This window comes from Flammeovirga sp. OC4 (assembly GCF_000812565.1).
Lineage (GTDB): Bacteria > Bacteroidota > Bacteroidia > Cytophagales > Flammeovirgaceae > Flammeovirga.
In genome coordinates, this window is record NZ_JTAM01000001.1 from 107,292 (window position 1) to 122,060 (window position 14,769).

Consider the following 14,769-nt stretch of genomic DNA (forward strand, 5'->3'; position numbering starts at 1 on the left):
TCAACCCCTTATGGTTCTTAAAAAGTCCATAAGGGGTTTTTATTTTTAATCTTTTACGTATAACTACTTCTTTGCAATAATCTCCTGCGTTCGTTGTTCATGATCTTCAATCAATACATCATACGTATTGATAGGCATATGACGATTAAACTGAATCTTATTTTGAACGGCTAGCATTTCATAATTACCAGATTTAATATAGAAATGTAATCCATTATCCTCGTTACATTCCTGTACCTCACTGCATTTTTTATTGAGGTAACCTACAAAATCATACCTTTGAGTTTTTTCATTTTTCACAAAGACAAAGAAACCTTGTTTTTCAACTTTCTTTTCTGAACTAAAAAAGGTCATTTTTCCCGCTTTTTCAACGGCTTCTAGAGGAACACTTTTTTCATTACTTTCTTCTTTAAAAATCACGGTATGATTGTATGCCGTATATACTTCTGTCAAATTATTATTGACATTAAAAATTACCTTCTTAAATACGGCTTTTCCATTTTTGACTGAACAATGTGCATAGACCGTTTGTGCATATTGGTAATCTTCATAGAATACTTTATGAACTTCTCCATCTTTCACAAAGACTTTTGCATTTACTACTTCATCTTCAAAACCTGAAAGAAAACTGGACTCAGAAGGCATAATAATCCATACTTTATGCCATCCTTCTTGAGGACTTGGTAGTTTATTACTATTCTCTTTGTAATATTTTTTTAGCTCTTTCTGGGTAGTGAAATTCTGAGCGTTCAATAATTGTACAGCCCCTATAATAAAGGCTATTAAAAGTGAAATTCTTGAGTGATACATGATAGTAAAATTAGGTTTATACAAATATCACTATTTTAAGAAGAACACAAACACTGAATTTACATCCTTTATTACTCTTGTAAGATCTACTGAAGATATCAAAAAAAAGAGCCTATTTCATAAACCCTTTCCTTATTGAAAGTCAGAATTTAATAATAGGCTCATTAAACATATCACTATGATAGTTTAGTGCTAATACATTGATGTGTTGTTGAAATAAATGAAAAGTACTAATTTTCTTTTGCCGTAGTGAGCTCAATCGTTTCAGAATGCTCACTATCTACCGTAATTGAATATTTTTGTGTAGGCATTTGTCTATTAAATAAAATTCTATCTTGCACCGAAACAATATCATACTCCTTACTACCTAGTTGTAATTGTAAGCTATTTTCTGGAGTGCAGTTCGTTGCATTTTTACATTTCTTATTGACAAACCCCAAGAAATCATAATCATTTGTTTTTGTATTCTCGACAAAAACATAAAAACCATGCTTTTCAATTTTGTTCTCTTTCGAAAAGAAAGTGATTCCCCCTACCTTTTCCATTTCTTTTAAGGGAGATGCAACTACGGAAGTCTTCGGTTTAAATATAACTGTATGCGTATAAGCCGTGTATACTTCCGTCAGGTTATCATTGATATCTAAGATTACTTTTTGAAAAGTAGTCTTACCCTTTTTCATTGCTCCAAGAGCGTAAACATGACGACCGTAACTATCTCCTTGGTAATACACCTGTTGAATAGTTCCATCATCTACGAAAACTCTTGCATTGACAACTTCTCCTTTAAGATCAGTAATAAATTCCGTTTCGCTAGGTAATATTACCCATGCTTCATTCCATCCATCCTTAGGGTTTTTAAATTGATTACAATTTTCCTTGTAATACTTTTTCAATTCTTTTGCGGTTGAAAAGTCTTGAGCAATTAGTCGTTTTGCTCCTAATAGTAATATAACTATTAAGAACAGCCTTGAGTAAAACATTTTAATACATAGTTAAGTCACCTGCTACCTTGAGTAAAAGAAAAGTTTGGTATAGCAGTAAGAAAGTAATTTAATTTATACTGCAAAGTAAAGGATAACATTCCAAAAGGTATCAATCCTTTGGTTCACTGTAATAAAATGTCATTTATAATTACACTAATTGTATTTATTGTTATAAAATTAACTTATTTCCCACCCCTTATTTTTATCATAATAGAGGGTACCGTCACTAACTGTAAGGGGAGAATCGTAGTTGTTATGATATAGCTGCCCTGTCCCTAAGCCGTGAGGTTTATCAACTACATACTTCGCTGTAAACTGAGCAATAGCATTTAGTCCAACGTTAGATTCTAATGCGGAAGTCATCCACCATGGTATATTCAATGACTCAGCGTAATAAATCCACTCTTGTGATGCCTCCAAACCTCCAACTAAAGCAGGTTTTAAAATGATATATTGAGGTTGAATTACTTTTAATAAATCAAACTGAGCGTCTTTTTTAACTCCTATCAGCTCTTCATCCAAGGCAATAGGAATAGGTGTCTTTTCACACAAATTGGCCATTTCTTCTACTTGCCCTGCCCATATAGGTTGTTCAATGGAATGCAAGTCAAATTCAGACAATCGGTTTAACTTCTCAAGTGCTTCTTCAACTTTAAAAGCACCATTTGCATCGACTCTTAATGTAATTTTATCGGATGAAAACTCTTGTCTGATATATTTCAACAAGTCCAGTTCATCTTGGAAATTCAATGCACCCACTTTTATTTTGATGCAATCAAAACCCATTTGAAGCTTTTTGTCAATCTGTTCTTTCATAAAAGATTTATCACCCATCCAAACTAAACCATTAATCGGAATGGGAGTACCTTCTACAAAACTGTTTTGATAGATTATCTTTTTTCCTCCATTTTGAAGATCTAATAAGGCTGTTTCTAATCCAAAGTAGATACTAGGATATTCCTCACGATCTACAAAATCACCTAAAGATGCTAGTGTCTCCAAAGAAGTGTTACACACATGAAGTACTGCTTTTAAACGCTCCTCATAATCTGGGAAAGCATCAATACTCAAACCTTTTAAAATATTACATTCACCCCAACCCACTACATCAGGGCGTTCTGAATGATATACTTTTATTAGAAAACAGTCTTTAGCTTCAATCGCCCCTCTGGACGTTTTTGCAGGAAAATTAAACCTTAATTCCCTTTTAGTATATTCGAATTTCAACATTCTTAAAGAACATTATTTGATTCATTCAACTGGAAATCCTCTCCCAAACGTAATGAAGATAATTTATTTACTAATTCAGCATCAGAATATAATCCATCTCTGTAATTAGATACTTTACCGATCAATCTATCATTCTGAAAAATGATGGACTCTGCCATGTAAGCAATTCGTCTTGTCTCAGGGTTACGTCTTCTTATTTTATAAATAAAAGCATCACGACTTCCCACTAAAAACTTTTCAACTTTACTATCATTGATATAAGTCGAATACCTTTTCTTAAAAATACGATCCGTTACGGATTGATCATTGAAATTTTCAAATTGGTAAACAATAGTTCGTTTTGCAGAATCATTGAATAAGAAATCAGCATTTGTTTCTTTCACTTCCAAAAGTGCCGTTTTCCCTCTTAAGCTTTTCTTGGTTTCAAATTTAAAAGCAACTAATCGCTCTGTTGAGCCAACATTATCGGGTAATGCCCCTAATATCCTTCCAATGGAGTGGTAATTTTCAATCGATTTATCTTCTCCAATCTTAGATGACAACCCTTTTAAAAGGTTGATATCATTATTGGTGGATTGAAACAATGCAATCAAAAGTCCTGAACCACTTTCTTGTACTAGGTACGATTTTAACCCTTTGGGATTGATTGTGACTGCATAACCTTTCATGCCCCAATTGTTATTACTTTCGTAAAAATCCATTTTTTGGACATTGTACTTTTTGGAGTTCATGATTTTCTCTGCAATCATTTTAGCAACCTCTTCTCCCATTTTATGTTTCTCATGAAGTTTAATGATATGAACTACCACCTCATCTTTATAAACAGGATCGAGGTAACGTGCTTCAGCAATTTCCTCTACATTTTTATTGAACATCTTGATGGAAAGACCACGAGGTAAATCAAAGTCAATATTCTTACTGATTTTATTATGCCTATGGCTAATGTCCTTATAATAATGTAGCGACTTTACATCGGTCAATACATGACTCGAAGAAAAGGGTAATTGAGCGATGAGATCAAGACTTGGCCAAGTGACAGGATAGTTTTCTATATCTCCATCATCTTTAACCGGATATAACTCTTTTGCAATCTTATTGTAATTTTGGATTTCAAGGCCAGTTAAACGGAAATCATCTTCAATATTCATCTTCAAGGATAAAATATCTTCTAGTGATTTTTCTGTACCCGCCATAATATGGAACCACTTCCCATTTTCAGAGGAATTTTGCGTGATCATATACGGTTTTATTCCTAGATCTTTAATTCTATCAAATGCTCTTTCAGCATCATCATATTCTCTAAAAGAGGATATTTTGATAGAGAAAGGTTTTTCTTCATCAAATTGCTCTACACTACAGCTGAAAAAAGTTAATGAACTGATTAGTAGAATAAAAAAATAGCTAAACCTATACTTCATTTGTCTGTAAATTATCTAGTGGAATATATACACATTGGTAAATTTATCATTTTTAGCTGATATTATTGTACCTCAGCGAGATTATCTTTTATCAAGTTGACCTTAACAATCTGATCGCCATACTCTAAAGCTTTCATTACTTCCATTCCATCCACTACTTCAGCAAATATGGTGTAACGACCATCTAAATGATGTGTAGGCACTTCAGTGATAAAAAATTGACATGACTCTGTATCTTTACCGGCGGATGCAATGCCCAAAGACCCCACTTTGTATTCCAAGTAAGAAAATTCTGATGGAATTGTGTTCTCTAACCCTCCAAATCCATCTCCTCCCGGATCTCCTCCTTGAGCAACAAAATTTGGAATAACACGATGGAAATAGAGACTATCATAAAACTTTTGATCTACCAACTCCACAAACATCGCCACTGTCGCAGGAGCTTCTTCCACCTTTAGCTGAACAGTGATATCACCTTTAGAGGTAGATAAAACAGCATTTTGGTTTTGTTTTATATTTTGAATCATCTCCCAATTCACTCCTTTATTCTCTTTAGGAATACTTGAAGGGTTGTAATCATAACCTTGAATTTTAGCGATTGTTTTTTCCAGTTCAATATATCCCTCAATTTGTAGTGGCAATTGTAAACTATTTTTCACACTATCAATCAACGCTACAGGGGGAAAAGCGGATTGAAGCGGCTCATTGTTTTGCATAAAAGCTCCAATTGTATAGAGCTGTCCTACATCTTTGGTTCTCAACGCACCTGTCAAAATTTGATTTAACTTTTCAGCATCCGATTTCTTTAGGTGCTTTTTCCCACCATATTGATGCGTTAATAATTCAATCGCTTTTGTTTTCAAAGGCTTTTCGTTGGTACTGTTCCACACTTCATAAACAAAAGGTTTCCCAAAATTAGACTCATTCATCGCTTCTAAGAGTAGGCATTTTTCGTACACGGAAATGCTATTTTCAAAAAGACCTTTGGTGTACTCAAAAACATTCTTTTGCTTTTTCCTCTCATGCATGACGGCCTTCAAGGTCAATGCTTTTGTATTTTTATTCTCAATTCCTTGAGCTACTTTGTACAAGTCACCCGATGTCTTCCATCCCAACTTACCATACAAAACTTTAGCTGCACTGCTTGACACTTTGGAGTTTTCATGATTTAAAAACGGAATTACTTCCTCTACCACACCATTATACTTCACTTTTTTAGTTGCATTAATGGCATTGACTAAAACAGAAGGATCTTTCTCGTTGTGTAATATCTTCTTCAAAGCGGCTACACTTCCATTACCTTTTGAAAAAACACCAATAGCATAAGTAAAATTCGCTCTTACTAATGCGGATGAATCTTCTCTTGCTTGAGAAAAAATAGTGTAATTAAAAGCTTCAACCATTTGCTTGGAATCCATACGACTAAAATAAGCACTACACCATTCTCTGGTTTCGGTATCATTCGTCGTATTAAAAATTCTCATGACCTGATTGGCCGCATCGAAAGATTGAATCCCTTTTCGAGTCAAAGCTCGATACAACCCTTTGACAATGCCTCTTTTTACCAATTCATCATTCGTATTGAAATGGGACATCACATATACAGCCCTATCATTGGCACATTCTCCCAGTGTTTCGAAAAGGATCTCTAAACCTCTGCTTTTTTCCTCATAATTAATGATCAATTCGATCAAAAGATCATTTAATCTAGGATCACCAATTTGACCAATGGCAAAATCAGCGGCTAACTTCACCTCTAAAGGATATTCCCCTACAATAATTTCTTTGCAAGAGGCTAGTGCTATTGTATCTTGAACTGACCCCAAAGCAGTCAATATTTCTATTTTGTATTGATTAGAAACTTGAGGCAACAATTTGATCAGATCTGCGGCATTTCTTTGGTCTCTTAAATCATAAATTGCACGAATTTGCTTATCTTCAAACTTATTATCAAAGTGAATTATTTTTTCTTCCTGATGGTTCTCATTTTGTGTACAACTTAAAATTGTAAGATTAAATACAATTAAGTGAAAAAGTAATATTTGCTTTGTCATATATATAAATCAATTTATTACTAATAAATTAACCAAAATAAAGTTTGATATCAAAATAAGAATTGAATGAGAGCAGTAGATATCATTATTAAAAAAAGAGATGGAGTTCTCTTATCAGATCAAGAACTACAGGATTTTCTATCTAGCTATTTAGACGGAAAAGTAACCGACTATCAAATGTCCGCCTTTTTGATGGCCGTGTATCTTAATGGACTTTCTGAAGGGGAATTAAAAACCCTCACAAAGACCATGAGAGAATCAGGTCAACTCATAGAATTAGAAGGAGTTACACGCTTTTTAATTGACAAGCATAGTACGGGTGGTGTAGGTGATAAAACTTCAATCGCATTAGCTCCTCTTCTTGCTACTTTCGGTATTGGAACCGCTAAAATGTCTGGTAAAGGTTTGGGACATACAGGTGGTACGTTGGATAAATTCCAGGCTATACCAGGATTTGCCTTTCCTGACTCTGAACAAGCCATGGTAAAGACCATTGAAAGAACGGGGGTTGGCATCATGGGCCAAACGGATAACATTGTGCCTTTGGATAAAAAACTGTATGCACTTCGTGATGTAACAGGAACTGTAAGTAGCTTACCACTAATTGCTTCCAGCATTATGAGTAAGAAATTGGCCGTAAGAAGTGATGGGATTATACTTGACGTAAAAGTAGGTGACGGTGCCTTCATGAAAACGCTTGAGGATGCTCAAAAATTAGCGAATATTATGAAAAATATTGGCGAAATGTTCGGAAGAACTGTAAAAGTGGTATTGAGTGGCATGGAACAACCGTTGGGTGATGCTGTCGGTAATGGCTTAGAAGTTTACGAAGCGATTCAATCATTGAAAGGTGAAGGACCAAAAGATTTTGAAGAATTAATCACGACTATTACTGGTCAAGCTTTGGTTCAAAAAGGTGATGTTAAAACCATTGAAGAAGGAATTGCACTTGCTGAAGCGAAATTGAAAACAGGCGAAGCAGTCAATGTATTAAGAGATTTTGTAGCCGATTGCGGAGGTGATGCTTCTTATATCGAAAACCCTGACAAATTCCTTACAGCTCCTCATCAATTGGAATTAAAAGCGAAAGAAGCGGGTTGCATTTCGGAATTGATGGCTGAAAAAGTAGGAATTGCAGCTATGATGTTAGGTGCAGGTAGAGAAACAAAAGAAGATTCCATTGACCATGCAGTCGGAATTGTATTAAACAAGAAAATTGGTGATCAGGTTTTTGAAGGTGATACACTTGCTACGCTTCATTACAGAGAAGATAATCAAAAGCTGACAGAAGCTGTTTCACTTTTGGAGAGTGCTTATAAGTTTTCGACTGAATCCATTCAGAAGCCAAATATCATTCTTGATATTCAATAAATTTTGACTTTTGAACACATGTTATTGTATTATATTGATTAAGATTCTTAATAAGTATGAAACAGGAATAATTATCAGTTCAAGGACCATAAATAATACAACCATATTATTAATTTGCAAAGTTTGAATACTAGAACATAAATATTAATCTATATTTCACCGTTTACTACTGTCCTAGTATTGAACTTGCATATAAACACTAAATAATTTCTTATGAGTATTGCAAAATATATTGACCACACATTGTTAGCAGCAAATGCTACACAAGACCAAATTGTTCAACTTTGTAAAGAAGCAAAGGAACATCACTTTTTCTCTGTTTGTGTTAATTCTGGTTATGTACCGTTAGCCAAAAAAGAAACTGAAGGTTCAGATGTGGCTGTATGTTCTGTTGTTGGTTTCCCTTTGGGTCAAATGGACACTGCATCCAAAATTTTTGAAACAAAAACAGCTATCGAAAACGGTGCTGATGAAATAGATATGGTCATTAACGTTGGTAAAATGTTAGATGGTGACCACGAATACGTACAAAATGAAATCAGCGAATTAAAGAAAGTTGTTGGAGATAGAGTATTAAAAGTAATCATTGAAACATGTTACTTATCCAAAGAGCAAATTGCTGAAGCTTCTAAACTTTCTATTAACGCTAATGCTGACTTTGTGAAAACTTCTACTGGTTTTGGAACAGGTGGAGCAACTTACGAAGACATTCAAATCATGAAAGACGCTGTAGCAGGAAAAGCTCAACTAAAAGCTTCTGGTGGTGTTCGTGATTATGAAACGGCTCAAAAATATATTGACATGGGTGTTACTCGTTTGGGTACATCTAGCGGAATTAAAATTATTTCAGGTGGTACTGCCGACGAAGGTAGCTACTAATAAATAACTACTATTACTATGGTAAAAAGAGTTGCCTTAATCGTTTTAGATAGTGTAGGCATCGGTTTTAGTGCCGACGCTGACGAATACGGTGATAGAGGTGCTAATACTTTAGGTCACATTGCTGACAGTGCAGGTTTGGATATCCCCAATATGCATGAAATGGGACTTGGAAATATTGCTCCTTTGTATGGTCTTCCTCCAATGGGAACTACATCAGCGGCGTATGGTAAAGCCAAAGAGGTTTCTAAAGGAAAAGATACCACTACAGGTCACTGGGAAATTGCTGGACAGATTTTAGCAGAGCCCTTCCCTACTTATCCCGATGGTTTCCCTGTCGATATCATGGAAGCTTTTGAGAAAGCAACAGGAAAAGGAACAATCGGTAATAAAGTAGCTTCAGGTACTGCTATCATCAATGAATTGGGTGATGAGCATGTCGCTACAGGTAAGCTGATTATTTATACTTCTGCGGATTCTGTATTCCAAATTGCAGCACATGAAGAGGTGGTTCCATTGGAAGACCTTTATAAATACTGTAAGATTGCTCGTGAGCAATTGAACGTGGGACGTGTGATTGCTAGACCTTTCGTGGGAAGTAATGGAGATTACCAACGTACTTCTAACCGTCATGATTATTCTTTGGAGCCTTCTGATAACATGCTCACAAGAATTAAAGCGGCTGGAAAAGATAGTATTGGTGTCGGTAAAATCTTCGACATCTATGCAGGTAAAGGATTTACAGAGCATACTTATACAAAAAGTAATGCGGAGGGAATCGACAAAACAATCGAATTCTTGAAGCAAGACAATGAAGGTTTGATCTTCACTAACCTGGTAGATTTTGATATGCTTTTTGGGCATAGAAGAGATCTTATTGGTTACAGAGATGCATTGGAATATTTCGATCAAAGATTACCTGAAATCACGGCGGCAATGAATGATGATGACTTATTGATCATCACTGCCGATCATGGTAACGACCCTATTTTCAAGGGAACGGATCATACAAGAGAACATATTCCAATCCTTATTTATGGTAAAAAAGTAAAACCTGTCAATATTGGTTTCCGCTCTACTTTCGCAGATATCGGAACTACAATTGAGGATGTTTTACTTGGAGAAACTACTGCAAATGGTAGTTTTGCTTCAATGATTTTATAATCAAAAAAATTAGAAAAAATGAGTATTCATATTGGTGCAAAACCTGGAGATATAGCAGAAGTAGTTTTAATGCCTGGCGATCCGCTTCGTGCAAAATTCATCGCTGAAAACTACTTAGAAAACCCTGTACAATACAACAACGTTCGTGGAATGTTAGGTTACACAGGTACTTACAAAGGTCATAAAATTTCAGTACAAGGTTCAGGTATGGGTATTCCATCTATCGGGATCTATGCACACGAATTAGTAACTGAATTCGGTGTTAGAAAATTAATCCGTGTAGGAAGCTGCGGTTCAATGCAACCACACATCAAGCCAAGAGATTTAGTATTTGCGATGTCAGCTTCTACTGATTCATCTTTCAACCAAAACCGTTTTGGTGGTAAAGACTACTCTCCTGCCGCTGACTTTGATATGATTGCAAAAGCCAATCAAGTGGCAAAAGAGAAAGGTATCACTCCATTCAACGGGAACGTTTTATCATCAGACACTTTCTACGGTGATGATGCTGATGAGTGGAAAAAATGGGCAAAGTATGGTGTTTTAGCTGTTGAAATGGAAACAACTGCTCTTTACACTATTGCAGCTCAATTCAACGCTCATGCTTTAACGATCCTTACTGTAAGTGATAGTTTAGTAACAGGTGAAGAGCTTAGCTCAGATGATCGCCAAAATACTTTCACTGACATGATGGAGATCGCTTTAGAAACTGCAATTGACGGTTTATAAGAATCGCATTTGGTAGCACAAAAAAAAGAGGTAAAAGTTGAATGACTTTTACCTCTTTTTTATAGCTCAAATTATCAATTTTAGAAAGCTGGATTCGTCATATGCATGTGATTTATCATACTTTGATTCTTCATACGTGTCCGTTCGGCATTCATCATTTGTTGATGAAATAATAAGTAATTATCATGACCTCTATCCATATGTACCTGTCGATTAGTCTTACTTCTGCTCAATTGACAAGCATCATATTTTAATGTAAAATGATATTCTGTATTCAGTTTCACTATATCATCTTCTGATATGGGTGGTAATTTCATTTTCAATAATAATGGTAAGTTTTTTTCGAATACTCTATCAAAATCCTCATTGACATTCCCTTTATATTTAACATCTTCCACTTTGCCTTTATTTGAAACTAAAATGGTTAAATAAAGCGAACCCGAGATTTGTTTACCTAATGATTCATCTAACCCTTCGAAAGAAAACTTCTTATTTATAGCTTTCCTTAATTTTTCTTTAGTCGTATTGTTTTCCGATTCAACAAATTTGGATGAAAATAGATAGGTAACATCTTCATCATTTGTACTTCTTATAACCTGTTTAAAGGTTTTTCCCATAAACGAAAAAGTATAATTTACACCTGACTGAGGGTCTTGGAAACTGATGGAATTATTGACAACCTTCTCTTCCGTTCCATCCTCTCTATAAAAAGTCTGAAAATATACTTTTTTATTCTCTTTCTCTTTTGCAATAATGTATGAATAAAACTCTTGATGAGAATTCGGATAATAAACCTTTACATTCATCAGTTTATTTGCCTTTGAAAAAGTTGCCTCATAAAAGAGATGACCATTTTGATACAACTTCAACTGATCCGTTTTTACACCGAAAAGTGTTGCACTTCTCTCATATGTCACATCTGCTACTTTTTCTCCATGATCATAATAAGAAATAGAATACGTTACACTCGTAAGGTCTGTCAACTTTCCCACATAAGCTGTTTTATGATCTACCCTTAACCATGATTTATTAAAATACAGTTCTTCACCAGAAAACTTGGTGTCTGTTATCTTTCTTAATTCCAAATAATTAAAAAACTCATCAATAGTTGAGACTTCACTAAAGACATTCAAATTATCATTATCCGTTCTGAAATATTTTTTAGTATCATTTTTTAGATATTTCCTTTCAAAAGTCTTTTCTGATATTTTCATCCAATCTTTTTCTCCTTTCTCTAAAACAAGCAAATCTGAACTCTTTTTAGAGACTATTTCAGCTATTATTGTTCCATCAGAATTGGTGCATTTTATTTTTGCAAGTACTTTTTTAGAAAGCTTCTTGTTATCCTCAACATACCCATGAATACTTATCACAGAATCTGTATCACTCACAAAATACTTTACCTTACTCGGCTTAAGTGGTGAAGGGTAGGCTTTCATGTTCTTCGAACACATCAAAACTTTATCATATTTATAATAGACATTTTCTGTTGTATTATCGAGGTAAACTACCTTTCCGATTTTATAGTTCTTATAAGTGTCACTTTTCATTAAATCATTAAATTCATTCTCTTTCAGATTCGAAGTATTTAATATTTTCTCTCGAACATTTACATTTTGCAGATCTATCTGTTCCCAATCTTTTGAAGGCGTCTTTATATATATTTTTTGAATAACATACCCATTTTGAGCTACATCATAATACTCCGCAAACTCTAATGAATCGTATCTCATTACATAATTCACAATCTTTTTATCCACCACAATAAATGAATCTAAAGCAACATTGAGATGTTTGATATCTTTGTATGAAAAAAATTTATAATCTACACCAGGTTTCTCTCTGAAATAAACTTGTTTCTTATTAATAATTAAATGGCCGTCATGTCGTTTTCCATCTAATGAAGTAACACTCCCTTTTATATATTCACTTGGTATCCCCTTAAGATATTTCTCTGGTTTGGGCAAACTCAATGTATTAGAATGAACAGGTTTAAATGGATTTGAGTATCCATCAAGAGGAAAACCCTGATCGTCTACACCATAACCAATCTCAACTTGAGCAAATGAAGAGATAATATTGCCTAAAAAAATGACAATAGTAAACAGTAAAAAATTACGCATAATAGTCTACAAATAACAATAGTTTACAAACGATAGATGCCAAAATGAAAACATACTATCTTATTGCTGTAAATATAAGTTATTTAGTCGCTAAGGGTAATAAAAAATTTAACCTAAAAAGTGGTACTTATTTTAAGATCTGTGTTCTATCCTGCGTGTTTGCGTTTACAACCGCCTTCATTTGTTCTTCTAACGAAATATTACTATTCCCTTCTTTTTCTGGAATATGTGACATTGCATATTCACTCAATGATGTAATCGTTAAACTTGGGTTCACTCCTAAATTGCAAGGGATAATTGATCCATCTAATACATAAAGATTAGGGTAGTTATGTACTTCAAATTTCTCATTTACTACACCTTCTTCAGCATCTTTCCCCATATTACATCCTCCTAAAATATGAGCTGTCATTGGCGTATTCAGCAAAATTTCAGATCCTGCATTTAGTGGTATACCATTTACTTTTTTTGCAAAAGCATGCATTACTTTTTGTCCTATATCAATATAAGCCGGGACTGCAAAGCTATTTTTAGGATCGAATTTTAGTTTTCCTCCAAAAAGTCCCTTAGACCATTTTAAAGTCATGCTTTCTTCCAAAGATTGCATCACCAGTAAAATCAAAGAACTTCTTCCCCACTTTCTGATGCTAAAAGTACTTTTCAAAAACTGAATGGGTTGTGTTACAATATTGCCTATAAGTTTTGCAAACCTCACTCCTGTTTTAGCAGGACCTGTTGCTAACGCTGACATCCTACCCATTGCCCCTGAATCGGTATTATATTTCACTACTTCAATGTGCGTATTCTCATCAGGATTGAAGTAAGAGCTTATAGCTATACTATTATTCAGTTTTCTATCGGCATTGGAAATACCACAAAGCATCTCGGAGTTGGTTCGAATATTAAAGCCTAATTTCTTGGATAAATTTTTCAAGCGACCTGTTTCAAATTTCTCTTTCAAAAGCAACTTCATAGTACCAATAACACCTGCACTCACCACTACCCCTTTGGCCTTAAGTATTTTTCTATTTTTATTAAAAATTGAAGTACTGTTTTCGACTCCTATATGATATTCTCCGTCTACTTTTTCAATAGCCGTCACCTTCGTTTCAGGAAGTATTTTCGCTCCAAATTTTTCTGCGAAGAAAAGGTAGTTTTTCTCTAATGTATTTTTGGAATTAAATTGACAACCCAACATACAACCTGCACATTTCTGACAAGCATCCCGTTTGGGTCCTAATCCTTTAAAATAAGGGTCCACCCCATTTTCTCCTTCATAATACACGCCCACATTGACACCCCCAAAAGAATCCTCCTTTCCCATGTCTTTGGCAATCTCTTTTAAGAGATAATCTTCCTCATGGAGATCTTTAAAAGGAATGGTCCCCAGCATAAACTTTGCTTTATCATAAAAAGGCTTCAATGTCGTTTTCCAATCCTTATTCAAATGGCTCCATGCCTTGTTTTCAAAAAAATGATCTTGGGGATACATATGTGTATTGCCGTAAACATTACTTCCACCTCCAACACCAACACCACCTAGGATAAAGACTTCTTTAAAGAAAGTGAGACTTTGAGGACCAAAGCATTTTAAAATGGGAGCCCATAAGAACTTTTTAATATTCCAATCTGTCTTGGGAAGCTTCTTCTCATTGAGTCTTTTCCCCTTTTCTATCACCAATACATTATATCCTTTTTCAGCCAAACGCATGGCTGAAACACTCCCCCCGAAGCCCGATCCAATTACGATATAATCATAAACTTTATTTTCCATTGTGTTGTATATTGGTATTGAGTGTTGTGTAATTTTTAGAATAACCCAAGGTAACTAACTGATAAACTGTTTGTTTTCTACTTTGTTTATTCAATCATCAAGTCAAAAATGTAGACTAAACATTAATGACTGAATAATTCTTCATTTCTATATTTGAATATATTTAATTTTGTTCACTTATCGAAATCAGACTTTATAAAAAATCTATCTTTCAAAGATTTTTTTATTTTTGTG

Annotated in this window: 11 protein-coding genes; 4 read left to right on the top strand and 7 right to left on the bottom strand. The window is 34.4% G+C overall.

Annotated features, from left to right (window positions below; all coding sequences use genetic code 11):
- Positions 1–63: 63 nt before the first annotated feature.
- From PL77_RS00455 to PL77_RS32365, 5 genes are all read right to left on the bottom strand, one after another.
- On the bottom strand, positions 64–810 hold the full coding sequence (locus tag PL77_RS00455; protein ID WP_044200589.1) for a hypothetical protein: 747 nt from the start codon (positions 808–810) through the stop codon (positions 64–66).
- Between the two features lie 230 nt (positions 811–1,040).
- Positions 1,041–1,790: a hypothetical protein gene (locus tag PL77_RS00460; protein WP_044200591.1), complete on the bottom strand. Its 750-nt coding sequence runs from the start codon at positions 1,788–1,790 to the stop codon at positions 1,041–1,043.
- Positions 1,791–1,970: 180 nt separating this feature from the next.
- Positions 1,971–3,023: an o-succinylbenzoate synthase gene (locus PL77_RS00465; RefSeq protein ID WP_044200593.1), complete on the bottom strand. Its 1,053-nt coding sequence runs from the start codon at positions 3,021–3,023 to the stop codon at positions 1,971–1,973.
- 2 nt (positions 3,024–3,025) lie between these two features.
- Positions 3,026–4,441: an SPOR domain-containing protein gene (locus PL77_RS00470; protein ID WP_044200595.1), complete on the bottom strand. Its 1,416-nt coding sequence runs from the start codon at positions 4,439–4,441 to the stop codon at positions 3,026–3,028.
- A 62-nt stretch (positions 4,442–4,503) separates the two neighbouring features.
- On the bottom strand, positions 4,504–6,495 hold the full coding sequence (locus tag PL77_RS32365) for a peptidylprolyl isomerase (protein WP_253273946.1): 1,992 nt from the start codon (positions 6,493–6,495) through the stop codon (positions 4,504–4,506).
- Positions 6,496–6,561: 66 nt separating this feature from the next.
- Here PL77_RS32365 and PL77_RS00480 point away from each other — a divergent pair, with 66 nt between their 5' ends.
- From PL77_RS00480 to deoD, 4 genes are all read left to right on the top strand, one after another.
- Positions 6,562–7,866 carry a thymidine phosphorylase gene (locus PL77_RS00480; protein WP_044200597.1) on the top strand — a complete coding sequence of 435 codons (1,305 nt, stop codon included), beginning with the start codon at positions 6,562–6,564 and terminating at the stop codon, positions 7,864–7,866.
- 213 nt (positions 7,867–8,079) lie between these two features.
- On the top strand, positions 8,080–8,745 hold the full coding sequence (gene deoC / locus PL77_RS00485; RefSeq protein WP_044200599.1) for a deoxyribose-phosphate aldolase: 666 nt from the start codon (positions 8,080–8,082) through the stop codon (positions 8,743–8,745).
- An 18-nt stretch (positions 8,746–8,763) separates the two neighbouring features.
- A complete protein-coding gene (locus PL77_RS00490) occupies positions 8,764–9,909 on the top strand; it encodes a phosphopentomutase (protein WP_044200601.1) in 1,146 nt (381 codons plus the stop codon).
- An 18-nt stretch (positions 9,910–9,927) separates the two neighbouring features.
- Positions 9,928–10,638 (top strand): purine-nucleoside phosphorylase, encoded by a 711-nt coding sequence (gene deoD, locus PL77_RS00495; protein ID WP_044200603.1) that lies wholly within the window; start codon positions 9,928–9,930, stop codon positions 10,636–10,638.
- A gap of 80 nt (positions 10,639–10,718) precedes the next feature.
- Here deoD and PL77_RS00500 read toward each other — a convergent pair whose 3' ends face one another.
- Positions 10,719–12,761: a hypothetical protein gene (locus PL77_RS00500; protein ID WP_044200604.1), complete on the bottom strand. Its 2,043-nt coding sequence runs from the start codon at positions 12,759–12,761 to the stop codon at positions 10,719–10,721.
- A gap of 127 nt (positions 12,762–12,888) precedes the next feature.
- Positions 12,889–14,535, bottom strand: coding sequence for a GMC oxidoreductase (locus PL77_RS00505; protein WP_052444057.1), 1,647 nt, complete (start codon positions 14,533–14,535; stop codon positions 12,889–12,891).
- Between the last annotated feature and the right edge of the window lie 234 nt (positions 14,536–14,769).